General features: G+C 68.9%; 19 protein-coding genes and 3 pseudogenes. 17 read left to right on the top strand and 5 right to left on the bottom strand.

Annotated elements, in window-relative coordinates; genetic code table 11:
* The first annotated feature begins 29 nt into the window (after positions 1–29).
* The 8 genes and pseudogenes from AC0QSG_RS05480 (at position 30) to AC0QSG_RS05445 (ending at position 6,594) form a co-directional block, all read left to right on the top strand.
* A complete protein-coding gene (locus AC0QSG_RS05480) occupies positions 30–770 on the top strand; it encodes a DUF3710 domain-containing protein (protein WP_475376896.1) in 741 nt (246 codons plus the stop codon).
* Entirely contained in the window at positions 763–1,116 is a 354-nt protein-coding gene (locus AC0QSG_RS05475; RefSeq protein WP_435726581.1) for a single stranded DNA-binding domain-containing protein, read from the top strand. The genes AC0QSG_RS05480 and AC0QSG_RS05475 overlap by 8 nt, the downstream gene beginning before the upstream one ends.
* Positions 1,113–1,826, top strand: coding sequence for a DUF3159 domain-containing protein (locus AC0QSG_RS05470; RefSeq protein WP_475376895.1), 714 nt, complete (start codon positions 1,113–1,115; stop codon positions 1,824–1,826). Before AC0QSG_RS05475 ends, AC0QSG_RS05470 begins: the two co-directional genes overlap by 4 nt.
* 219 nt (positions 1,827–2,045) lie before the next feature.
* Positions 2,046–2,807: a hypothetical protein gene (locus tag AC0QSG_RS05465; RefSeq protein ID WP_475376894.1), complete on the top strand. Its 762-nt coding sequence runs from the start codon at positions 2,046–2,048 to the stop codon at positions 2,805–2,807.
* A 16-nt stretch (positions 2,808–2,823) separates the two neighbouring features.
* Positions 2,824–3,894 (top strand): annotated as a pseudogene (locus tag AC0QSG_RS05460) (IS256 family transposase); the annotation flags it as partial.
* 100 nt (positions 3,895–3,994) lie between these two features.
* A pseudogene (locus tag AC0QSG_RS05455) lies at positions 3,995–5,242 on the top strand (IS256 family transposase).
* A gap of 57 nt (positions 5,243–5,299) precedes the next feature.
* A pseudogene (locus AC0QSG_RS05450) lies at positions 5,300–5,581 on the top strand (transposase); the annotation flags it as partial.
* Positions 5,582–5,787: 206 nt separating this feature from the next.
* Complete coding sequence (locus tag AC0QSG_RS05445) at positions 5,788–6,594, top strand: 4'-phosphopantetheinyl transferase family protein (protein ID WP_475376893.1); 807 nt, start codon at positions 5,788–5,790, stop codon at positions 6,592–6,594.
* Here AC0QSG_RS05445 and AC0QSG_RS05440 read toward each other — a convergent pair.
* From AC0QSG_RS05440 to AC0QSG_RS05430, 3 genes are read right to left on the bottom strand one after another with little or no spacing between them, the layout of a single operon-like run.
* Positions 6,584–8,014: a M1 family metallopeptidase gene (locus AC0QSG_RS05440; protein ID WP_475376892.1), complete on the bottom strand. Its 1,431-nt coding sequence runs from the start codon at positions 8,012–8,014 to the stop codon at positions 6,584–6,586. The two genes, AC0QSG_RS05445 and AC0QSG_RS05440, sit on opposite strands and share 11 nt — an antisense overlap.
* On the bottom strand, positions 8,011–11,916 hold the full coding sequence (locus AC0QSG_RS05435; protein ID WP_475376891.1) for a Pls/PosA family non-ribosomal peptide synthetase: 3,906 nt from the start codon (positions 11,914–11,916) through the stop codon (positions 8,011–8,013). Before AC0QSG_RS05435 ends, AC0QSG_RS05440 begins: the two co-directional genes overlap by 4 nt.
* A gap of 1 nt (position 11,917) precedes the next feature.
* Positions 11,918–12,913: a quinone oxidoreductase family protein gene (locus AC0QSG_RS05430; RefSeq protein ID WP_475376890.1), complete on the bottom strand. Its 996-nt coding sequence runs from the start codon at positions 12,911–12,913 to the stop codon at positions 11,918–11,920.
* A gap of 160 nt (positions 12,914–13,073) precedes the next feature.
* Between AC0QSG_RS05430 and argC the strand changes: the two genes are divergently transcribed.
* The 6 genes from argC to AC0QSG_RS05400 are packed head-to-tail and all read left to right on the top strand — an operon-like array spanning position 13,074 to position 18,994.
* The gene (gene argC, locus AC0QSG_RS05425) at positions 13,074–14,105 is read left to right on the top strand and encodes an N-acetyl-gamma-glutamyl-phosphate reductase (RefSeq protein WP_475376889.1); all 1,032 of its coding nucleotides are present in this window, start codon (positions 13,074–13,076) and stop codon (positions 14,103–14,105) included.
* Entirely contained in the window at positions 14,102–15,301 is a 1,200-nt protein-coding gene (argJ, locus tag AC0QSG_RS05420; RefSeq protein ID WP_475376888.1) for a bifunctional glutamate N-acetyltransferase/amino-acid acetyltransferase ArgJ, read from the top strand. Before argC ends, argJ begins: the two co-directional genes overlap by 4 nt.
* A 12-nt stretch (positions 15,302–15,313) precedes the next feature.
* Complete coding sequence (argB, locus tag AC0QSG_RS05415; RefSeq protein ID WP_475376887.1) at positions 15,314–16,249, top strand: acetylglutamate kinase; 936 nt, start codon at positions 15,314–15,316, stop codon at positions 16,247–16,249.
* Entirely contained in the window at positions 16,246–17,493 is a 1,248-nt protein-coding gene (locus AC0QSG_RS05410) for an acetylornithine transaminase (RefSeq protein WP_475376886.1), read from the top strand. Before argB ends, AC0QSG_RS05410 begins: the two co-directional genes overlap by 4 nt.
* Positions 17,490–18,482: an ornithine carbamoyltransferase gene (argF, locus tag AC0QSG_RS05405; protein ID WP_475376885.1), complete on the top strand. Its 993-nt coding sequence runs from the start codon at positions 17,490–17,492 to the stop codon at positions 18,480–18,482. The genes AC0QSG_RS05410 and argF overlap by 4 nt, the downstream gene beginning before the upstream one ends.
* Positions 18,479–18,994 (top strand): arginine repressor, encoded by a 516-nt coding sequence (locus tag AC0QSG_RS05400; protein ID WP_475376884.1) that lies wholly within the window; start codon positions 18,479–18,481, stop codon positions 18,992–18,994. Before argF ends, AC0QSG_RS05400 begins: the two co-directional genes overlap by 4 nt.
* A gap of 4 nt (positions 18,995–18,998) precedes the next feature.
* On the opposite strand, the gene AC0QSG_RS05395 is transcribed toward AC0QSG_RS05400, so the two are convergent.
* Both AC0QSG_RS05395 and AC0QSG_RS05390 read right to left on the bottom strand, forming a co-directional pair.
* On the bottom strand, positions 18,999–19,532 hold the full coding sequence (locus AC0QSG_RS05395; RefSeq protein ID WP_475376883.1) for an O-acetyl-ADP-ribose deacetylase: 534 nt from the start codon (positions 19,530–19,532) through the stop codon (positions 18,999–19,001).
* 11 nt (positions 19,533–19,543) lie between these two features.
* Positions 19,544–19,960: an ankyrin repeat domain-containing protein gene (locus AC0QSG_RS05390; RefSeq protein WP_475376882.1), complete on the bottom strand. Its 417-nt coding sequence runs from the start codon at positions 19,958–19,960 to the stop codon at positions 19,544–19,546.
* Between the two features lie 154 nt (positions 19,961–20,114).
* Here AC0QSG_RS05390 and AC0QSG_RS05385 point away from each other — a divergent pair, with 154 nt between their 5' ends.
* The 3 genes from AC0QSG_RS05385 to AC0QSG_RS05375 all read left to right on the top strand — a co-directional run bounded on the left by AC0QSG_RS05385 (position 20,115) and on the right by AC0QSG_RS05375 (position 23,586).
* Positions 20,115–21,326: an argininosuccinate synthase gene (locus tag AC0QSG_RS05385; RefSeq protein ID WP_475376881.1), complete on the top strand. Its 1,212-nt coding sequence runs from the start codon at positions 20,115–20,117 to the stop codon at positions 21,324–21,326.
* On the top strand, positions 21,327–22,748 hold the full coding sequence (gene argH, locus AC0QSG_RS05380; protein ID WP_475376880.1) for an argininosuccinate lyase: 1,422 nt from the start codon (positions 21,327–21,329) through the stop codon (positions 22,746–22,748).
* An 82-nt stretch (positions 22,749–22,830) separates the two neighbouring features.
* Positions 22,831–23,586: a maleylpyruvate isomerase family mycothiol-dependent enzyme gene (locus AC0QSG_RS05375; protein WP_475376879.1), complete on the top strand. Its 756-nt coding sequence runs from the start codon at positions 22,831–22,833 to the stop codon at positions 23,584–23,586.
* Positions 23,587–23,589 lie beyond the last annotated feature (3 nt).

Genomic DNA, 23,589 nt, shown 5'->3' with positions numbered 1-23,589 from the left:
CCGCCGCGACGGCCCAAGAAGGAGCAACAATGATCTTCAAACGCAAGAAAACAAACGACGAAGCCCAGGGCGCTCAGGACGAATCCACGATGCCGGAGACGCCTGGATCCGAGGGCGCCGCGGGCGCCGGAGAACACGTCGAGGGACCCTTCGACGCGGACGACCACCCGGAGCGGGAAGGCTACATCGACCTTGGCTCCCTGCTGGTCGAGCCTGTGGAGGGGCTGCAACTGCGCCTCGAAGTGGAGGACCGTACGCAACGCGTGATCGCCGTCGCGTTGGAACTCGACGGCTCGCGCTTGCAGCTCCAGGTCTTCGCCGCACCCAAAACGGACTCCGTGTGGCCGGGGATCTCGCAGCAGATCGCAGAGGGCATCACGGAACAGGGCGGAAAAACCGACCGCGTCCAGGGGCGCTTCGGCGAAGAACTCATCGCCCGCGTTCCCACCAAGGGAGCGGACGGAACGGACGGCTACATGGTCGCCCGGTTCATCGGAATCGACGGGCCGCGTTGGTTCGTGCGCGGCGTCGTGGGAGGACCGGCGACCCTGGACCGAGCCGCAGCCGAGCGACTAGAGGACCGCATAGCCCGTTTGGTGGTGGTGCGCGGCGACAAGCCCATGCCGCCGGCGGAACTGCTGCCGCTCAGCATGCCGGCCGGCGCGGTCGCCCGCCCGGACGACGCACCCGCCCCGCAGATCCCGCTTCCCGATGCCAACCCGGTGCCGAAGGGCCCGGAACGGGGTCCGGAGACCACAGCCATTGGCTGACCACCCTCGGCTGGCGATCCGCTGCCCCAAACTGGCGCAGTTGCCGGAGCGCGGCCGCGTCGTTTCCTCGGGCTTCGTGGAGCACATCCGCATCATGCCGGCTGATCAGGCACCCGTGTTTTCGGCCAGCGTCGTCGATGCCCCGGCGCCGCCGGGAGGGCGGCGCAAGCCGGCGCCACGGGTTCGGCTTGTCTGGAACGGGCAGCGCAGGGTGCCCGGTGTGGATGCCGGCACCAGGCTCCGCTTCGAAGGCATGATTGCCGCGGTCGACGGTATTCCCACTATTTTCAACCCGCGCTACGAGATCCTTCCCAGCAGCGAGCAAGATGCGGAGCCAACGCCATGACCCATCCCGAACCCGAACCGGACCCGCGGGGCGAATTCGAACGTCGAGTGGCGGAAGGATCGGGAATCCATCGCGGTGCGGACGGTCAGGTGGACGTCCTCCGGACCGTAGGGGGCGTCCGTGGGCTGGCGGAGGGGCTTCTGCCCGGTATCGTTTTTTTGGTGGTTTTCACCGCCACCCAGGCGCTGAACCCAGCGTTGATCGCGTCTCTGGCGATGGCCGCCGTTTTCACGGTCGCGCGGCTCATCCAGCGCACCCCGCTGACCCAAGCCCTTGCCGGACTCATCGGCGTCGCGGTCTGCGCACTTGTTTCCCGTACCACCGGAGAAGCCAAGGACTATTACGTGCCAGGCTTCTATACGAACCTTGCGTACGGCGTGGCTTTGGTGGTCTCCATTCTGGCGCGGTGGCCGGTCTTCGGGCTGGTCTTCGGATTCATTCGCGGCGAGGGAACCGAATGGCGGGCGGACAGGGCACGCCTGCGCGTTTACGCACTGGCGACGTGGATCATCGTGGCCGTGTTCGTCGCGCGACTAGTGGTACAGGTGCCGCTGTACCTCGCGGACAATGTCCCGGCACTCGGTGCGGCCCGGCTCGTGATGGGGCTTCCTCTATATGCCATGGGATTGTGGCTCGCATGGTCTGTCTCGCGGCCGGTCGCCGCAGTCGGGCCGGACGCCGAAGAAGGGGAAGCCGGCACGCGCGCCTAAGCACAGGCATCCGTCACCTTCGGCGCCGCGGCTAGCAACGCTTCACGGGAGCCCGGTAGCTCGTCCTTGTGGCGGGGTACCGGGCTCCTTTTCTCTCTTGCCACGTCTTGCCCTCCTCGTTTTGTTGGTTGGCTTCGGGGGTGGGGTGTTGTCCACTGGCTGGTGGGCGGTTCCCAAAGTGTCGGGGGTCTCTTCTAGTGTGGCTGCATGGATACGAACATGGATTCGGTAGTGGTGGGGGGATGGGTCCTCACCCCGGATCCTGGCTTGCGTGGGGTGAACGCGGGGCGCAGGTTCGAGCTCGCGGAGGAGCTGCGGCGGTTCGCCGAGGCCCAGGCCTACCGGGCGATGGTGATCCTGCACGACGACGCCCAGCGCAAGACCCCCGCCCACCTGGAGGCGTTGGAGTCCGGGCCCGGGATGGGGATCTCCGCGCGGTCCGGGAACCTGGTCACCCGGCCGGGTTTCGCGGCGGCCGTCACCCAGATCGCGCTGGTCCGGGCGGTGCCCTCCGAGGTCGCCCAGCAGTGCCTGAACCACGCCGAGGTCCTGTCCACCGACCTGCCCGAAACCCTCCACGCCCTCACCGGGGGGACCGTGGATCCCTCCCACGTCGCGGTGATCGCCGAGCAGGTCCTGCGCATCGTCCCGCGGACCATCCCGGTCCCGGAGTCGAAGGACCCGGCGGCGCGGGAGGAATGGATGCGTCGGGTCGACGCGGAGGAACGCGCGGTGCACGCGGGCCGGAACGAGCTCGGGGGCAGGCTCCTGGACTACGCCGCGGGCCGCAGCCCGGCGTCGGTGCGGCAAAAGGGCAAGGCCCTGTTGGAGAAGTACGATCCCGTGTCGTTCGGGAAGCGGTCCAAGAAGGCCAAGGACGACCGGTGGGTGCGCGTGGAGCCCGGGAACAGAGGGTGTCAGATGGTGTGTGTAAGTAGCCTAGTCACCCTTGGAATGGAGCATGATTGTGACTGTGACTGACCACAAGAATCCGGTGATGAAAGTAGACGCGTCCAAAACCGCCGAGCGGATGGCTGCGGTGGGGGACATGGAGGCGCTGAAGTCTTCGGGGGCCTTTGACGAGTTGATGGGCCAGATCGACCGTGGGGAGATCGAGCTCGACGGCAAGGACGGGTTCATCCGGCAGATCATCAAGGCCGGCTTGGAGCGTGGCCTGAAGGCCGAACTGTCCGGGCATCTGGGGTATGAGAAGAACGAGTACGCCGGACGCGCGGTGTCCAACTCGCGCAACGGCACCTATCCCAAGACGGTGTCCACCAGTGCCGGGGACGTGGAGCTGGGCATGCCCAGGGACCGGGCCGGCACGTTCGTGCCCCGCCTGGTTCCCAAGGGATCGCGGCGCACCAGCGAGCTGGCCGACATGATCGTGAGCCTCTATGCCGGGGGCATGACGGTGCGCGACATCGAACACCACCTGGCCTCCACGATCGGCACCGAGCTCTCGCGCGAGACGATCTCCAAGATCACCGACGAGGTCCTGGACGAGGTGATCACCTGGCAGAGCCGGCCGCTGGATGCGATCTACCCGATCATGTACCTGGACGCGATCGTGGTGAAGATCCGCGACGGGCACCACGTGAAGAACAAGGCCGCCCACATCGCCGTGGGCGTGGACATGGAGGGCATCAAACACGTGCTGGGCATCTGGATCGCCGAGACGGAAGGCGCCAAGTTCTGGGCCGGGGTCTGCGCGGAGCTGGCCAACAGGGGCGTGAAGGACGTGCTGATCGTGTGCTGCGACGGCCTGACCGGGTTCCCCGAGGCGATCGGCGCGACATGGCCCCACGCCACCGTGCAGACCTGCGTCGTGCACCTGATCCGAGCCTCCACCCGCTTCGTGTCCTACGGAGACCGCAAGCAGGTCGCCGCGTCCCTGCGCACCATCTACACGGCCCCGACCCAGGAAGCCGCCCGGGAGGCCCTGGATGAGTTCGCGGCCGGGAAATGGGGGGTCAAGTACCCCGCGGCGGTGAAGACATGGGAGCACGCCTGGGAGCGCTTCACGCCGTTCCTCGGCTTCCCGCCGGCGCTGCGGAAGGTCGTCTACAGAGGGTGTTTCATTGTCTGTGTAAGGGTCCGGTCTCTAACTGGGGTGTGACCTGAGGTTTTACCCTGTGAAAGGACGGGCCGTTTTGGCCAAGAACACCATGATTGAGAATCCGTTGGATGGCGTTTTGAGCGCCGATCAGATCGACGCATTGGTGAGCGCCGCCGAGGACCTCGGTGAGGGCCGGCACGGGGTCGAGGAGCTGCTGTCCCGGATGACCAAGGCGGTCCTGGAACGGTCTTTGGAGACCGAGCTCAGCGACCACCTCGGCTACGAGTCCGGGGACCCCGCCGGAGCCGGGACGGGCAACTCCCGCAACGGAAAAACCACCAAGAGCGTGCAGACCCTGCAGGGCCCCTTGCAGATCACCGTGCCGCGGGACCGGAACAGCTCCTTCGAGCCGGTCATCGTCCCCAAGGGAGCCCGCCGGCTGGGCAAGGTCTAGGACATGGTCCTGTCCCTCTACGCCCGGGGGATGAGCACCCGCGATATCGGTTCCCATCTGGAGGAGATCTACGGATCGCGCGTCTCGGCCGCGACGATCTCCCGCGTCACCGACGTCATCGCCGACGAGATCACCCACTGGCAGTCCCGGCCCTTGGAGGAGGTCTACCCGATCGTCTATATCGACGCCATCTGGCTGAAGATCCGGGACGGCGGCGTCGTGGTCAACAAGGCCTGCCACGTGGCCGTGGGCGTTGATTTGGAGGGCCGCAAGCAGGTCCTGGGACTCTGGCTCGGCGCCTCGGAGGGGGCGAAGTTCTGGGCGAACGTCCTGACCGAAATCCGCAACCGCGGAACCCGCGACATCCTCATCCTGTGCTGCGACGGGCTGACCGGATTGCCGACCGCGGTCAACAGCGTCTACCCCGAAACCGTGGTCCAGACCTGCGTGGTCCACCTGCTGCGCACTGCCATGAAATACGCCTCCTACAAGGACCGTAAAACGATGGCCAGGGACATGCGCCCGATCTACACCGCAGCGACCGTGGAGGCAGCCCAGCTGGCCATGGAGCACTTCGCCGAGGCCTGGGGCACCAAGGCCCCCGGTGCGGTGCTGGCGTGGCGGAACGCGTGGGAGGACTTCACGCCGTTCCTGGCGTTCACCCCCGAGATCCGCAAGGTCATCTACACCACCAACCAGATCGAATCGATCAACTACCAGCTGCGCAAAATCACCAAAACCAGAGGTTCGTTCCCCTCGGACGAGGCCGCGATCAAACTGGTCTATCTGGGGATCCGCAACATCGAAACGACCAGGGGCGGAGAACTCGGAACCGGCACCGCCGGATGGCACCAAGCACTCAACGCATTCGCCATCCAATTCCCCAACAGACTCCCGATCTGACCACCTGGCAGACCGGATAACCGACCGGCCCCTTACACAGCAAACTTGACAGGCCCCATCTACACGACCAACGCGATCGAGTCGCTGAACTACCAGCTGCGCAAGGTCACCAAGACCCGCGGGCACTTCCCCAACGACCAGGCCGCCACCAAACTGCTCTGGCTGGCGATCTGCAACATCGAGGACAAACGCGCCCGCGAAAGGGCCAAGGCCCGCACCACCACCCGGGAATCGACCAGCGGAGGCCTCGTCGAAGGAGCCGGAACCATGGGCTGGAACCAGGCCCTCCAGCACCTGATGCTCACCTACCCCGAACGCCTCGAACAACACCTCGCATAACACCAAAACGGACCAGAAGACGCCAAGTCGTCCACCTCTGAAACGACTAAAACCACTAACTGACTAGTTCACTTACACAAACAGCTTGACAGGCCCCCGTGTCATACTTCTTGCTGTCCACACCGTGGTCACACAGGTGGGCTATCGTTGTCGCCCAACCGGCGCGGACTGGGCGGTCAAGTAGAACAGCCACAGGGAACCAGAGCATGAAAAGGGCCGAGGAATTGATGGACGACACATCGTTAGATGTGCGGCGAACGGGGGCCGCGGATCCGCAGTTGCTGTGGGCGGCTGTGCCCCTGGCCGAGGGCAACGGGTTACCTGATTCCTGGCTGGGACCGCAAGAGCGTGCGCGCGCGGCGGCCCACCTCCCCGGTGCCCCGCGACAGCACTTCGTAGCCGGCCGGCTGCTGGTGCGTCAGCTCGTCTCCCGGCTGTTGGACGGGCCGCTTCCCGGGTCGTTCCTTGGTGTCTCCGGAACTCTCGGGTGCACCGCCGCGGAGTTTTCGCTGGTCCAGCGGTGTCCCGTATGCGGGGGCTCGGCACATGGTCGTCCCGCACTGCTCTGGCGCGACCGCCCGATTCCCGTCTCGTTGTCCTACGCCCGCGCCGGTGGCCACTTGCTTGTGGGGGTGGCCCCCGGAGGCGGCATTCTCGGCGTCGACCTGGCCGACGCAGAAGCTCCGGCGTTCGCCGGAGCAACCGGTTCGATTCCGCTGGATGAATACGCCTATTCGCTGGCCGAGCGCTCCGTCTTGGCCGAGCTCCCGCCACCAGCGCGAGGCCGCCAGCGTGCGGCGTGGTGGGTATTGAAGGAAGCGGTGGGTAAAGCGACCGGACAGGGCATCACCGGTCCGGATGGTCTGCCGGTCGTTGTCGGAAACCCTCGACACCCGCTACTCGACGCGCCAGGAACCCTTGTTCTGACGACGACGACTGCGTCAGGGCCGGCGCTGACGCCGCAGGGTCTTCCGCGCGGCTTCCTTGCGGCGGCCGTGCTGGCTAGGCCGTAGTCTCGTGCGTGCCGGTCGGGCTGCCCGCGCCAGCCAGCGGCAGGAGGGGTAGCTCGGTGCGGTGCAACCACGGCTTCAGGAACGACTTCGCCGAGAGCCCTTCCGCCCCGTACCGGTCCACATGTTCGGAGAACCCGGTAGCGGACACGGTCGAATGCCGCATCAGCCGCGTCCAATCGCGGAGCATCGGGAAGAACGTCGCGTCTCCCAGCTGTAGGCGTAGCGCGTGCAGCGCCAGCGCGCCGCGCTTGTAAACGCGGTCGTCGAACATGTAGTCCGGGCCCGGGTCGCCGACGATAATGTCCTGTGCCAGGCCCTGCAGCCGCCTCCACGCCGCCCGCGCCCGCGCGTCCGCGGATGGGCCGCCGGAGGCCTCGGACCAGATCCATTCCGCGTAGCAGGCGAAGCCCTCGTGAAGCCAGATGTCGCTCCAAGACCCCAGCGTGAGCGAGTTCCCAAACCACTGGTGCGAGAGCTCGTGGGCGATCAGCCGCTGTTGCTCCCACCCCGTGTCCAAGTGGTTTCGGCCAAGGATGGATAGCCCCTGCGCCTCCAAGGGAATCTCCAGTTCGTCCTCCGTCACCACGACCACGTAGTCGCCGAACGGGTACGGGCCGAAAGCCCGGGAGAAGACCTCCATCATGCGCGGCTGGTCGGCCAAAGCCGCGAGTGCCGCGGAGGCCAGCGACGCGGGGACGGCCATGCGCTGCGACGGATGGGGACAGACCGGTGGCGCAGGCGGGGAGTCCGGTGGGCCCGACGCGGCGTCCGGCAATGCGGGCAGGTCCAGCCACTCGTAGCGGCCGATCTGCAGCGTGGCGAGGTACGTCGCCATGGGTTCGCGCTGTTCGTAAGTCCACGATTCGCGGCTGGAACGCCGCCCGTGGTCCACCAGAGCACCGTTGGACACGGCGCGGTATCCGGCGTCGGTTTCGACGCTGATGCGGAACGACGCCTTCCGGCTGGGATGGTCGTTGCATGGGAACCAGGTCGGCGCGCCGTGTGGCTGCCCCGCCACCAGAACGCCATCCTGCAGTTCCTCCCAGCCGACCTCGCCCCAGCTGCTGTCGCGCGGGCCCGGCGTCCCCCCGTAGCGCACGTCCAGCTCGAACCCGGCGCCGGCGTCGACGTGCGTCGGCAGAACGATCGCCAGACGGTTGCCGCGGTGGACGAACTTGCCGGCCTTCTTGCCGTTCACGGAAACCTTGGTGGCACGCAGGCCGGCGAGGTCCAGTTCGACCCGGTCCAGGTCCGTCAACGCCGTGGCTCGGATTCGTGCCCGGCCGTCGAGGCGGTTGCCGCCGAGTTTGCACTCGAGGTCCAGGTCGTAGTGCTCCACGGTGTAGTCGGCACTGCCGGACTGCGGAAGGTAGGGATCCGGAAGCGGACCGGCGGGGGCCGCTTTTCTTTTTGGACTCATGAAGTGGGGCGTTTCCAGGGTTTGACGGGATTGCCCATCCAGTAGCTGGAGGGCGGGACGGTTTCGCCACGCATGACAAGGGACGCGGGTCCCACGGTGGCGCCGGCGGCGAGGGATGCGGCGGGAAGGATGACGCCGTGCGGGCCCATGGTGGAGCCCGCGCCGAGTTCCACGGTGTCGATGGCCATCACCCTGTCGTGGAACAAATGGGTCTGTACGACGCAGCCGCGGTTGACGGTGGACGAATCACCCAGACGCACCAAGTCCGCCTCGGGCAGCCAATAGCTTTCGCACCAGACGCCGTGTCCGATTTTCGCGCCGAGCGCGCGCAGCCACCAGACCAGGGCGGGCGTGCCGGAGGCACTGCGTGCGAACCACGGGGCGCAGACCATCTCGATGAACGTGTCCACCACCTCGTTTCGCCAGATGAACGAACTCCACAGGGGGTGCTCGCCGGCCCGGATCGGACCGACGAGGATCCACTTCGCGGCCACGGCGCTCACGGCGGCGGCTGCCCCCGCCGACAACATGACGACGCCGCTGAGCAGCGCCGCAGGTACGTAGCCAAGGCCGACCGCGATGGCATCGAGCAAGGCCAGCACGAGGACCGCCAGGGCGACGGTGACCATCACGGGCAAGAATCGGCAGAGTTCCCACAGCGTCCGCGCCGCCTTGAGTCGCAGGGGCGGCTGGAACGTGAGCGACTCGTCGGACACGACGGCGGTGCGCCGCAGCCTGACGGGCGGGCTGCCCAGCCACGAAGAGCCGGACTTCGCATTGGCCGGTGTCGCTGACAGGACGGCGACGAGCCCGTTCTTGGGAACCCGACGGCCGGCGCCGGCCATGCCGGAGTTGCCGAGGAAGGCGCGCTTGCCGATCTTGGCGGGCGCAATATGCATCCATCCGCCGCCGAGCTCGTAGGACGCCACCATCGTGTCGTCCGCGAGGAACGCGCCGCTGCCGATGGTGGTCATCTTCGGCAGCAGCAGGACGGTGGAGGCTTCCACGTTGCGGCCCACCTTCGCGCCGAGGATACGGAGCCAAACCGGCGTGAACAGGCTGGCGTAGAGCGGAAACAACAGGTCCCGCGCCATGTCCAGAAGCCGTTCCGTGGCCCAGACCTGCCAGCCGATCCGGCCGCGGACGGGATGCCAACCCTCGCTGATTCCGATGGACAGCAGCCGGACCGATCCGGCGATCGTGGCCATGTTCACGAGGAACCAGATGGCGGCGGCCAGCGGAACCGTGGCCAGCAGCGTCGGAACGGCGGCGAACAGGGATGACTTTCCGTCCGCGGCCAAGGCGACGATGACGACCGCGACCGCCACGCTGACATACGGAATGGTGGCCAAGACGGCCGCGGCGACGCCGAAGCCGATGGTCTGCAGCGGGCCGGAGCGGGCACTGGCGTCGGGCCAGACGCGTTTGGCCCGACCGATGCGTTCGGCGGGCGAGCCGGCGTAGGCGACGTTTGCCTTGGTGCTTCCGGACACCGCGGAGCCGGGGGCCACATGGGCGCCGTCGGCGACCGTGGAGCCCGGAAGCAGGGTGCACCGTGCGCCGACGGTTGCCTCCGATCCGATCCGGACGGTTCCCACATGAACCCGGTCGCCGTCGAGCCAGACGCCACTGAGGTCGACCTCGGGTTCGATCGATGCGCCGCGCCCCAACTCCAGCATCCCGGTCACGGGGGGAACGGAGTGCAGATCGACGTCGCGTCCGACCTTCGCGCCGAGGGCCCGGGCGTAGTACGGCACCCACGCCGCGCTGGCGAGGCTGACCGGATCCACCAGGTCGGCGATGTGCTGGGCCAGCCACAGGCGCAGATGGACCTTGCCGGAGCGCGGATACGAGCCCGGCTTCAGCCCGCGCAGCAGCAGGCGCGCACTGGCGACGGAGATCCCCATCCGACCGACCGGGCTGACGAAGGCCAGCCAGGAAACCAGGACCCACCACCAGGACACGGTGGGGGCCGCCGTCAGCACGCCGAGGGCGCCGAGGACGTTGTTCAGCGCCATCAGGTACGTCAGCCAACGCATGCCAACGAGAATAAAGAGCGGAACGCCCAGAAGCGTCTGGAACACCTGTGCCCTGCGGGTGGTCCGCGCGACAGTCCGCGGCTCGGCCTCGAAATCTATACGGACGGTACCGGTCACCGCCGAGACGAGCGCGCCCACCCGCGGATGGGAATAGATGTCTCCGACCGTCACGGTGGGATAGCGCTGCCTCAGAGCGGAGACCAGTTGCGCGGCCGCAAGGGAACCGCCGCCGCTGGCGAAGAAATCGGTGTCGAGGCTGGAGACCGGCGCGCCCAGCACCGCGGACCACTGGTCTACGATCCACTGCGCCTCGGGCGGGAGCTCTGAGAGCACGCCAGAGTCGTTTGGTCCGGATCCCGGCAGCGGCCAGGGGAGGGCATTGCGGTCCACTTTGCCGCTGGTCTTGGTCGGCAGGTCGTGGACCACGGCCAGCAGCGGGATCAATGCCGCGGGCAGCTCGTCGCCGAGGGCGGTGCGTGCGCCGTCCACGTCGAAGCCGGCGGGCGCGGCGAGATAGCCGACGAGGATCTGGTTTCCGGCCGCCGTGGTCTTCACGGCTGCCGCGGCACCGGAGACGCCCGGAAGCGCCTGCAGCGCGGCGTCGATTTCGCCGAGTTCGATCCGTCGGCCACCAAGCTTGACCTGCTCGTCTGCCCGGCCCACGAACAGCAGCCCGGCGGGGTCGAACACCACGAGATCACCCGAGCGGTATGCCCTGTCCCAGCCGAGGGTTTCCATTGGCGCGTACTTTTCCGCGTCCTTGGCCGGATCGAGATAGCGGGCCAGGCCGACGCCCCCGATGATCAGCTGACCTGTTTCGCCCTCGGCGACGGGCACCCCCGCGTCGTCGACGACCGCCAGGTCCCAGCCGTCCAGCGGCAGGCCGATGCGCACCGGGCCCTCGCCCGTGAGCGGGGCGGCGCAGGCCACGACCGTGGCCTCGGTGGGTCCGTAGGTGTTCCACACCTCGCGTCCCTCGACGGCCAGGCGGGCGGCGAGTTCCGGCGGGCAAGCCTCGCCGCCGAAGATCAGCAGACGCACGTTTTCCAAGGCCTCGGCGGGCCACATGGCGGCAAGGGTCGGCACCGTGGACACCGCGGTGATGCCGCGCATCACCAGCCAGGGACCCAGGTCGACGCCGGAGCGCACCAGCGAGCGGGGCGCCGGCACCAGGCAGGCGCCGTGGCGCCACGCCAGCCACATCTCCTCGCACGACGCGTCGAAGGCCACGGACAATCCGGCCAGCACCCGGTCCTCCGGGCCGAGGGGTTCCCCGGCGAGGAAGATCCGAGCCTCGGCGTCAACGAAGGCGGCGGCCGATCGGTGGGTGACGGCGACGCCCTTGGGCGTACCAGTGGAACCCGAGGTGAAGATGATCCACGCGTCGTCGTCCGGGGAGGGGTTGCGCGGCGCCGGGTGGGGAGTGGGGCGCTTCTTGCCGACCACCATCTTGCCGCCACCCCGGAGGATGCCGGCCACCTTCGCCTCCGAAAAGACAAGGCGGGCACGCTCGTCGGGATCGTCGGCGTCCACCGGCACGTACGCGGCACCGACCGCGAGGGTGGCGAGAATGGCGATGTAGAGGTCACGGGTCCCGGACGGTATGCGGATTCCGATGCGATCGCCGGCCCCGAGGCCTGCCTGGTGCAGGGTCAGCGCCCGCGCCTTGACCTCGTCCAGGAGTTCCGCGTAGCTGAGCGAGACCTCTCCGTCGTCGATCGCGGGCGCATCGGGATGGAGCGCGGCCGTGGCGTTCAAGACGTCCAGCAGCGTGCGGGACCACGGCGTGCGGGCGGCGCCGGGCAATTGGGGGAGATAGGCGGAGGCGGCCGCGCCGGCCAGGGAGTTCAGGGGTTGAGCCACGTTAGGAGAGGCCTCCGGCGAGGCGCGAGCCGCCCGGAACCAGCAGCGTTTTCCCGGTCGTTGCACGGGATTCGAGGTCCGAGTGCGCGCGGCCGACATCCGCCAGCGGGTAGAGGCCGCCGATCCGGACGTCCAGCCGGCCATCGGCGGCAAGGGACATGATTTCCCCTGAACGCCACCGCACCTCGTCGGCGTCGCGTGTGAAGTCGGCGAGCTTGGGACGGGTGACCGTGAGGGATCCGAGGCCGTTCAGCCGCTGCAGGTCGAAGGGCGGCACCTGGCCGGAGGCACCGCCGAAGAGGACCACCGTGCCGCGGGTCCGCAGGGCCGCCAGGGAAGACTCGAAGGTGTCCTTGCCGATGCCGTCGTACACGACGTCGACGCCGCGCCCGCCCGTGACGGAACGGATGGCGTCCGGAACCTCCTCGTACCCCAGCACGTGGTCGGCGCCGGCGGCACGCGCAAGGGCGGCCTTCTCCGGAGTCGACGTGGTGGTGATGACGGTGGCTCCGCGCAGCTTCAGCAGCTGTGTCAGGAGCAGGCCCACCCCGCCGGCGCCGGCGTACGTGAGGACCTTGTCCCCGGGTGACACCTTGAAACTGGAGTTGATGAGGTAATGCGCCGTCATGCCCTGCAGCGGAAGCGCGGCAGCGGCGTCGTCGGACACGGCGTCCGGCACATGGAACGTCTTGCCGGCCGGCATGAGCGTGTAGTCGGCATACGTGCCGTTGCCGTCGCTGCCGGCGACCCGGTCACCGGGCGCGAAACCCTCGACGCCGGGACCGACCTCCACTACCGTCCCCGCGGCCTCGGAGCCCGGGATGAAGGGGTAGTCGACGGGGTAGACTCCGGCGCGCTGGTACGTCTCGATGAAGTTCACGCCCGCCGCGGCGACCTTGACCAACAGTTGGCCCGGGCCCGGAACGGGACGGGGGACCTCGACGGATTCGAAGACCTCCGGCCCACCCGCGCGGACCGCCTGGACTGCATACGGCATGAATCTCTCCTTGAACCTCGGTGGCGCTTGGGGACAACCTTAGACCGCCAGGGTGAACGGGTGGGGTGACCGCCGCGCTCGGCGACGCGTCCGGACACAGGACACCCATGTGTGAATATTTATTAGCCATCATGCATAAACCGGTTGTACGCTGGTCGACATGACCATCTCAGTAGCCGTATCCGGAGCCAGCGGATACGCAGGCGGCGAACTCCTGCGTCTGCTGGCTCACCATCCGAACGTCGAGATCGGGGCCATCACGGCCCACAGCAACGCCGGCCAGCCGCTCGGCGCGCTCCAGCCGCACCTGCGGACGTTGGCCCACCGCGTGCTGGTCGACACCACGGCGGAGAACCTGTCCGGGCACGACGTCGTTTTCCTGGCCCTTCCGCACGGCGCCAGCGCGGAACTGGCGGCAGCGTTGCCGGAGGGCACGCTGGTCATCGACGCAGGGGCTGACCACCGTCTCGAATCGGCCGCGGCGTGGGAAAAGTTCTACGGGTCTGAGCACGCCGGGACGTGGCCCTACGGCCTCCCCGAGCTTCCCGGCGCGCGGGACGCGTTGCGCGGAGCGAGGCGGGTGGCCGTTCCCGGCTGCTATCCCACGTCGGCGCAGTTGGCGCTGGTGCCCGGCTTCACGGCGGACCTGTTGGAGCCGGAGGACGTCGTCATCGTCGCCGCCTCCGGCACCTCGGGCGCTGGCAAGTCCGTCAAGCCCCACCTCCTGGGATCCGAGGTGATGGGCGGAATGGGCCCCTATGGGGTCGGCGGCGGACACCGCCACACGCCCGAGATGGAGCAGGGATTCTCCCGCGCGGCCGGCCGCCCCGTCACGGTTTCCTTCACGCCGACGCTGGCCCCGATGCCGCGCGGCATTCTCACCACGGCCACCGCCCGGGTGAAGCCGGGTGTGGACGCGACGATGCTCCGCACGGCGTGGGAGTCGGCGTATGCGAACGAGCCGTTCGTGCATCTCCTCCCCGAGGGCCAATGGCCACACACCAAGCAGGTCCAGGCGTCCAACCACGTGACCCTCCAGGTGGCGTTCGACCAGCACGCCGGCCGTGTGATTGTGGTCTGCGCGATCGACAACCTCACCAAAGGCACCGCCGGCGGCGCCATTCAGTCCATGAACATCGCGCTCGGGCTTCCCGAGGATGCGGGCCTGACCCTCGAAGGAGTATCCCCGTGACCAGCAATCCCACCACCGGCGCCCAAGCGTCCTCCGGCGTGACCGCCCCGAGGGGATTCCGGGCTTCCGGAGTCACCGCCGGCCTGAAGGCCTCCGGCAAGCCGGATGTCGCCCTTGTGGTCAACGACGGTCCGCTGAAGCACGCCGCGGCCGTCTTCACCTCCAACCGCGTCGCCGCGGCGCCGGTCCACTGGTCCCGCCAAGCGGTGTCCGACGGGCGCGCCGACGCCGTCGTGCTCAATTCCGGTGGCGCCAACGCCTGCACCGGGCCCCAGGGGTTCCAAAACACCCACGCGACCGCCGAGCATGTTGCCGCAACCCTTGGAGTCAGCGCGGGCGACGTCCTGGTCTGCTCGACCGGCCTGATCGGCGAGCAGCTGCCGATGGACAAGCTGCTTCCGGGAATCGACGCAGCGACGCGCGTCCTCGGCGACGGCGGCCCGAACGACGGCGGCGCCGCCGCGGCGACGGCCATCATGACCACGGACTCCGTGTCCAAGGAGGCCGGCTTCGCCGGGACCGGCTATGCGATCGGCGGCATGGCCAAGGGCGCAGGAATGCTGGCCCCGGGCTTGGCGACCATGCTGGTGGTGCTCACCACCGACGCCGTCGTCGAGCCGGCCGAGCTCGATGCGGCCCTGCGCGCGGCGACGCGCGTCAGCTTCGACCGCGCGGATTCGGACGGCTGCATGTCCACCAACGACACCGTGGTCCTTTTGGCATCGGGCGCGTCCGGTACCTCGCCGGACCCCGCGGAGTTCGCCGCCGGGCTCGCCGGGGTCTGCACCGACCTGGCCACCCAGCTCATCCACGATGCCGAGGGCGCGGCCCACGACATCACGATCCGCACGTTCAACGCCGCCACCGAGGCCGACGCCGAGGAGGCCGGTCGCGCCGTCGCGCGCTCCAACCTCTTCAAGACGGCCATCTTCGGCCGCGACCCCAACTGGGGCCGCGTCCTCTCCGCCGTCGGGACCACCGGGGCGGCCTTCGAGCCGGACCGGCTCAACGTCGCCATCAACGGCGTGCAGGTCTGCCGCGACGGCGGCATCGGCGAGGACCGTTCGCTGGTGGACCTCGCCGGCCGTGGGGTGCTCGTCGAGATCGACCTGAACGCGGGCACGGCCGAGGCGTCCATCTGGACGAACGACCTCACGCACGACTATGTCCACGAGAACTCCGCGTACAGCAGCTAGGAACGGTTAGTCATGAGCACCAGCGAGACCAGCGCGCCGGACCCCGGCAACCGGGCGGACGCCGAACGCAAGGCGGAGGCCCTGATCGAGGCCCTCCCGTGGATCCAACGCTTCGCCGGCACCACGATGGTTGTCAAATACGGCGGCAACGCCATGGTCAACGAGGACCTGCGCCGCGCCTTCGCCGAAGACATCGTGTTCCTCCACCACGCGGGAATCCATCCCGTGGTGGTCCACGGCGGAGGACCGCAGATCAACTCGATGCTCTCCCGCCTCGGCATCGAATCCGAGTTCAAGGGCGGCCTGCGCGTGACGACGCCGGAGGCCATGGACGTGGTCCGCATGGTGCTCACCGGCCAGGTCGGCCGCGAGCTGGTCGGCCTCATCAACTCCCACGGCCCCTACGCCGTGGGGCTCTCGGGTGAGGACGGGGCACTGCTGCGCGCCGAGCGCACGGGCACCGTCGTCGACGGGGAGGACGTGGACCTCGGGCTCGTCGGCGAGGTCACCGGCGTCGAGCCGCGGGCGATCCTGGACCTGCTCGAGGCCGGACGCATCCCGGTCATCTCCACCATCGCACCCGAGGTGGGGGCCGACGGCGAGACGACGGGCCAGGTGCTGAACGTCAACGCGGACACGGCGGCGGCCGCTCTGGCCGCGGCGCTGGGCGCCTCGAAGATGGTGATCCTGACGGACGTCGAGGGCCTGTACGCCGCGTGGCCGGACAAGTCGACGCTCATCTCCTCGCTCACGACGGCGGAACTCCGCGAAATCCTGCCTGGCCTGCAGTCGGGGATGATCCCGAAGATGGCCGCATGCCTCAAGGCCGTCGAAGAGGGCGTGGAGCGCGCCCACATCGTGGACGGACGGCAACCGCACTCGATGCTGTTGGAGGTCTTCACCTCGGCCGGAGTCGGCACGCAGGTTGTTCCGGAGGAGGAAAAGTGAACGAATCGGCGATCACCGAGGCGTTGGGACCGCTGGCGCAGTTGCACGGTCCCGAGCTCCTCGAGCGGTACAACGAGTCCCTGCTCGGCGTGTTCGGCACCCCGCAGCGCGTCCTGGTCCGGGGGGCCGGCTGCACCGTGTGGGACGCGGACGGGAAAGAGTACCTGGACCTGCTCGGCGGCATCGCCGTCAACGCCTTGGGACACGCGCACCCCTTCGTCTCCAGTGTCGTCGCCAGCCAGCTGTCCACCCTGGGCCACGTGTCCAACTTCTTCACCAGCCCCACCCAGATCGCGCTCGCCGAGAAGCTCCTGGCGCTCGCCGGCGCGCCGGCCGGGTCGAAGGTGTTCTTCGCGAATTCCGGGGCCGAGGCCAACGAGGCCGCGTTCAAGCTCGCGCGCCGGAACGACGGCGGTGCCGGGAAGCCCCGGCGCCGGATCATCGCGCTGCAGAACTCGTTCCACGGGCGGACCATGGGCGCGCTCGCGCTGACCTGGAAGCAGGCATACCGCGAGCCGTTCGAACCGTTGCCCGGGGGAGTGGAATGGGTGCCGGCCGGGGACGCGGACGCCCTGCGCGCCGCCGTCGACGAGACCGTCGCCGCCGTCTTCATCGAGCCCGTCCAGGGCGAGGCCGGAGTCCGCGGCTTTCCCGAGGGGTACCTTCGTGCCGCCCGTGAGATCACCCGCGAGGCGGGCGCGCTGCTGGTGTTCGACGAAGTGCAGACGGGCATCGGACGCACCGGCGCCTGGTTCGCGTCCGAGGGTGTGCTGCCGGACGCGATGACGCTGGCCAAGGGACTCGGCGGCGGCTTCCCGATCGGCGCGCTGATCACGTTCGGCGCGGAGGTCTCGGCGAAACTGACCGCCGGGCAACACGGCACCACGTTCGGCGGCAACCCCGTGGCCACGGCGGCCGCCCTGGCCACGATCCACACCATCGAGACCCAGGGGATCCTGGGCCACGTGCGGGAGGTCGGCGCCACCATCGCCGCGGCCCTGCGCGACCTCGACTTCGTCACGGACGTCCGCGCCCACGGGCTGCTCGTCGGCTTCGACCTGGACTCCGACGTCGCACCCGCCGTCGTCCGGCACGCGCTCGCGGCCGGGTTCATCGTCAACGCGCCGGGCCCGCGCACCGTTCGGCTCGCCCCGCCACTGATCGTCACCGCGGGGCAGCTGCTCGCCTTCGCCGCCGCGCTGCCCGCCATCCACGCCGCCGCACTTTCCGAGGAGACTCCGTGAACACCACCACCGTCCGCCATTTCCTGGCCGATACGGACCTGACCCAGGCCGAGCAGTCCGAGGTTCTCGATCTCGCCGCGGCCATGAAGGCGGACCGCCACGCCTACCGCCCCTACGCGGGGCCGCAGACCGTCGCGGTCTTCTTCGACAAGACGTCAACACGCACCAGAATCTCCTTCGCGGCCGGCATCACCGAACTCGGCGGATCGCCACTGGTGATCAACGCGGGAGAGTCCCAGCTGGGGCACAAGGAGACCATCGCGGACTCCGCCAAAGTCATCGGCCGAATGGTCTCCACCATCGTCTGGCGCACCTACGCCCAGGCCGGGCTCGAGGAGATGGCCGCGAACTCGCTGGTCCCCGTCATCAACGCGCTCTCCGACGACTACCACCCCTGCCAGCTCCTGGCGGACCTGCTGACGGTGCGCGAGCACAAGGGCGCCCTGCCGGGACTCACCATGGCTTACCTCGGCGATGCCGCCAACAACATGGCGAACTCCTACCTCCTGGCGGGCGTCACCGCGGGGATGCACGTGCGGATCGCCGGTCCGGAGGGCTACCTGCCCGACGCCGGCATCGTCGCCGCGGCGCAGGGACGCGCGGCGGAGACCGGCGGATCGGTCCTGGTCACGACGGACGCCGCGGAGGCTCTCGCCGGCGCCGACGTGGTCGCGACGGACACCTGGGTGTCCATGGGACAGGAATCGGAAAAGAAGGCGCGGATGGAGCTCTTCCGCGACTACACCGTGGACGCGGCGGCCATGAAGCGGGCGGCCGCGGACGCCGTCGTCCTGCACTGCCTTCCGGCCTACCGGGGTTACGAGATCTCCGCGGACGTCATCGACGGCCCGCAGTCCCTCGTGTGGGACGAGGCCGAAAACCGCCTGCACGCACAGAAGGCACTGATGGCCTGGCTGATGGAGAAGTCGGGTCTCGTCGGGAAGCCGGGCGCCGCGGCCGCGTCCCCCACGGCGGAACCGCGACGATGAGTGTCCAACCGCCGGGCCAGCCGAGCACTAAGATCGCCCGTCAGGCGCGCATCAAGTCGATCCTCGGCGCGGAGTCCGTGCGCTCGCAGGCCGAGCTTGCGGCCCTACTGGCGGCCGACGGCGTCCAGGTCACTCAGGCGACCCTGTCACGGGATCTGGTGGAGCTGGGGGCCATTCGGGTGCGAGGCGTCGACGGCGGGCTCGTCTACGCCATCCGCGCCGAGGGCGGGGACCGCACGCCGCGGACGGGCCTCACACAGGAGGTCCTGGACGCGCGCTTGGCCAAGCTCTGCGCGGAGCTGCTGGTCACGGCGGAGGCCTCCGGGAACATCGTGGTGCTGCGCACCCCGCCCGGTGCCGCCAATTTCCTGGCCTTGGCCATCGACCACTCTGTGCTTCCGGACGTGCTGGGGACCATCGCGGGGGACGACACGGTGATGCTCGTGACACGGGATCCCCTCGGCGGTGAAGAGGTGGCCGCGCGGTTCCTGTTGCTGGCCGATTCGCAGTAGTCGCCTATGCGAAGGCGCGGCGGAACGCTTCCTCGGTCTCCGCGCCGAACAGCACGAACCGGACCTCCGTGATTCCACCGCCGGGTGTATCCCCGCCGCGTGCCTGAGACCAGGCGCGGACCGCGGCGGCGGCCAGCGAAGCGACCTCGGACGCGGCCCAGCCGTAGACCCCGGCGCCGATTGCCGGAAAGGCGATGCTCCGGGCGCCCAGCCCGGCGGCGACATCGAGGCTCGAGGTGAAGCATGACGCGAGCACGGCCGGGTCTATCTGGCCCGCGTGCCGGTTCGGCCCCACGGCGTGGATCACCCAGCGCGCCTTCAGGCGTCCGGCTTCCGTCGCCACGGCGGATCCCGCCGCGAGACCGTCCGGCAGGGACGTTGCGCGGAGCCGGCGGCACTCCTGAAGCAACGCTGGCCCGGCCGCCACGTGGATGGCACCGTCCACCCCGCCGCCGCCGAGGAGCGAGGAGTTGGCGGCGTTGACGATCGCGTCGACGGACTGCGCCGTGATGTCGCCGCTGAGGATCACGGTTTTCATGCCGGGGCTCCCTACAGATATTCCTCGATCACGGCCCGTAGTTCGGGCAGGCCGAACATGTCCGTCACCGCCAGCGCGTTCTGCTGCCCCAGCTTCGGGTTGGCGCCGTGTTCGAGCAGCCAGCGGGTCAAGGGTTCGTTCTTGCGGAAGACGGCACAGGTCAGGGCGCCCTGACCCTTGTCGTTCAGGCGGTTCACGTCGGCGCCGCGCCCGACGAGACCCTCCACCACCGCATTGTGGCCGTTGTAGGCGGCCAGGATCGTCAGGGTGTCGCCCTTGGCGTCGGTCAGGTCCGCCGGAATGCCCTGGTCAACGAGGGCCAGGAGCTTGTCCGTCTCGCCGTTGCGCGCCAGATCAAAGGTGGAGTGGAGCAGCGCCAACTCCTCGTCGGTGAGTTCCGGGGTTCCGTGGGGGGATTCCTGTGTCATGTGCAACAGGTTACCGTTGCGGTGGTGTCCGAGCGCCAGGCGCACGGGAAGACGCGTGTGCGGGGATTGCACCCAATGCATATTTATGTAGACTTGTGAATAAGAAATGATTACCCCGATTTGAGCCCCCTGCGGGCACACGAAGGAGATCCCTGTGAAGGAACGCATTGTCCTTGCCTATTCCGGCGGCCTCGACACCTCTGTGGCCATCGGCTGGATCGGCGACGCCACGGGTGCCGAGGTCATCGCCGTGGCCGTCGACGTGGGACAGGGCGGCGAGTCGCTGGAGACCGTGCGCCAGCGCGCGTTGGGCTGCGGCGCGGTCGAGGCATACGTCGCCGACGCCCGCGACGAGTTCGCCAACGAATACTGCATGCCCACCCTCAAGGCCGGCGCGCTCTACCAGAACCACTACCCGCTGATCTCCGCGATTTCCCGCCCGGTGATCGTCAAGCACCTGGTCACCGCCGCCAAGCAGTTCGGCGCCACCACGGTCGCCCACGGCTGCACCGGCAAGGGCAACGACCAGGTGCGCTTCGAAGTAGGCATCCAGACGATCGGCCCGGACCTGAAGTGCATCGCGCCCGTCCGCGATCTGGCGCTGACCCGCGACAAGGCCATCGCCTACGCGGAAGAGAAGAACCTGCCCATCGAGACGACCAAGAAGAACCCGTACTCGATCGACCAGAACGTCTGGGGCCGCGCCGTCGAGACCGGCTACCTCGAGGACATCTGGAACGCCCCCACCAAGGACATCTACAGCTACACGGACTCGCCCGAGTTCCCGCCGGCCCCGGACGAGGTCACCATTTCCTTCCGCGAGGGCATCCCCGTGGCGATCGACGGCGTCGCCGTCACGCCGCTGGAGGCCATCGAACAGCTCAACCGCCGCGGTGGCGCGCAGGGCATCGGCCGCATCGACATCGTCGAGGACCGCCTGGTGGGCATCAAGTCCCGTGAGATCTACGAGGCCCCGGGCGCCATGGTGCTCATGGAGGCGCACAAGCACCTCGAGAACATCACCGTGGAGCGTGAGCAGGCCCGCTTCAAGGCCACCGTCTCGCAGCGCTGGTCCGAGCTGGTCTACGACGGACAGTGGTTCTCGCCGCTGAAGCGCTCGCTGGACACTTTCATCAACGACACCCAGACGTTCGTCTCCGGCGACATCCGCATGGTCCTGCACGGCGGCCGCGCCGTCGTCGAGGGACGCCGCTCCGACACCGGCCTGTACCGCTTCGACCTCGCGACGTACGACACCGGCGACACGTTCGACCAGTCCAGCGCCCGCGGCTTCATCGACATCTTCGGCCTGACCTCCAAGGTGGCCACGGAGCGGGACGAGCGCGTAGCGGGCGGCGGGAAGTAAATGGCCTCCGCGACCAACGAGGGTGCGCTGTGGGGCGCCAGGTTCGCCGGCGCCCCGGCCGACGCGCTGGCCGCGCTGAGCAAGTCGACGCACTTCGACTGGCGGCTGGCCCGCTATGACATCGCCGGTTCGCGGGCGCACGCACGCGTCCTGCACACGGCGGGCCTGCTCGACGAATCCGAACTCGCGGGGATGCTGTCCGCGTTGGACCGGCTCGAGGACGACGTCGTTTCCGGCGCCTATGTCGCGTCCGAGTCGGACGAGGACGTGCACGGGTCCCTGGAGCGCGGGCTGATCGAACGAGCGGGTCCCGCCCTCGGCGGCAAGCTGCGCGCCGGACGCTCGCGCAACGACCAGATCGCGACGCTCGGGCGGATGTTCCTGCGGGACCACGCCCGGATCATCGGCCGCGGCGTGTTGGCCACCATCGACGCCCTCGTGGCGCAGGCCGAGGCCCACCCGGAGGCGGCCATGCCCGGCCGCACGCACCTGCAGCACGCCCAGCCCGTCCTGCTCTCGCACCACCTGTTGGCCCACGCGTGGGCGTTGCTCCGCGACGTCCAGCGCCTGGCCGACTGGGACAAGCGGGCCGCGGTGTCGCCCTACGGCTCGGGCGCCCTCGCCGGATCGTCGCTGGGCCTGGACCCCAACGCGGTCGCCGTCGACCTGGGCTTCGAATCCGCCGTCTGGAACTCGATCGACGGAACGGCCTCGAGGGACGTGTTCGCCGAGTTCGCGTGGGTCTGCGCGATGATCGGAGTCGATCTGTCCCGGATCTCCGAAGAGGTCATCCTCTGGGCCACGAAGGAGTTCTCGTTCGTCACGCTCGACGATTCCTACTCCACGGGCTCCTCGATCATGCCGCAGAAGAAGAACCCCGACGTCGCGGAACTCGCGCGCGGCAAGTCCGGACGGCTGATCGGCGACCTCACCGGTTTGCTTGCGACGCTGAAGGGTCTGCCGCTGGCGTACAACCGCGATCTGCAGGAGGACAAGGAGCCGGTGTTCGACGCCGCAGACACGCTGGAGGTGCTCTTGCCCGCCGTCTCCGGCATGGTCGCCACGCTGGAGTTCAACACCGCTCGCATGCAGGAGCTGGCCCCGCTCGGGTTCGCGCTCGCAACGGACATCGCCGAATGGCTGGTACGCCAGGGCGTGCCCTTCCGCGACGCGCACGAACTCTCCGGTGCCGCGGTCAAGCTCGCCGAATCCCGGGGACAGGAACTGTGGGACCTCTCCGACGAGGACTTCGCCGGCATCTCACCGTCCCTGACGCCGGAGGTGCGCAGCGTGCTGAGCACCGCCGGTTCGTTGGGTTCGCGGAACGCGCAGGGTGGCACGGCGCCCGCCGCCGTCGCACGACAGCTCGAGGCGCTGAAGCACGAGGTCGCCGCGGCGCGCGACTACGCCGGCCGCGCGTAGGTTCCGTTCCCCGCGCGACGCGCCACGTGCCGACAGCCTGCCGCCGCGGACCCCATGGGGCCCGCGGCGGTAGGCTGTCGCCATGAATGCGCCCAACCCCTCGGCGCTCGCCGCCAGCGTCCGCGAGTCCGTCATCCTGTTCAGCGCCACGCTCGACGCGCTGGATCCCGATAGCCTGTCCCGGCCGTCCGCGTTGCCCGGATGGACCAGGGCGCACGTGGTGGCACACGTGGACGGCGTGAGTCGGGCGATCGCCCGGCAAATCGACCACGCGGGGAGGGGCGAACGCATCGCGTTCTACGACGGCGGCATGGAAGGCCGCAACGAGCGGATCGAACTAACGGCCACGGTGGCTCCGCAGAAGCTCCTGTCCCGCGTCCGCGAGGCGCTGATGCTGTTGCTCGAATCCGTCCACGACGTCCCTGCGGACGGATGGGACGCCTCCACCAGTTTCCGGGGCGAGGGGACGGTCGCGGACTGCGTGCTGGGCGCCTGGCGCGAGACACTCATCCACGCCTCCGATTTGGCCGGAGCGTCCACGCCCGCGGATTGGCCCGCTGAATTCTCCGCGCACCTGTTCGACTTCCTGTCCGCGCGCATTCCCGTCGGACGCCGTGTGGTGCTGCAGCCCACCGGGAGGCCGCCGCTGACCATCGGCGCCGGTCGCGACGGATGCGTCGTGACCGGGATGGAGTTCGACCTGGCCGCCTGGCTCGCCGGACGCGAACCCCTGGGACCCGTCGTGGCCACGGCAACGGCCGACGCGTCCGAGCTCCCCGCGCTTCTGCCGTGGCCCAGCGCGCTGGTTCCCAGCGTCGCGCCCGATCGGGCCCGCTAGGCG

This window comes from Arthrobacter sp. LT660, assembly GCF_056172845.1.
The sequence above is the reverse complement of the archived record's forward strand: the minus strand, read 5'-3'. Positions and strand labels throughout refer to the sequence as shown.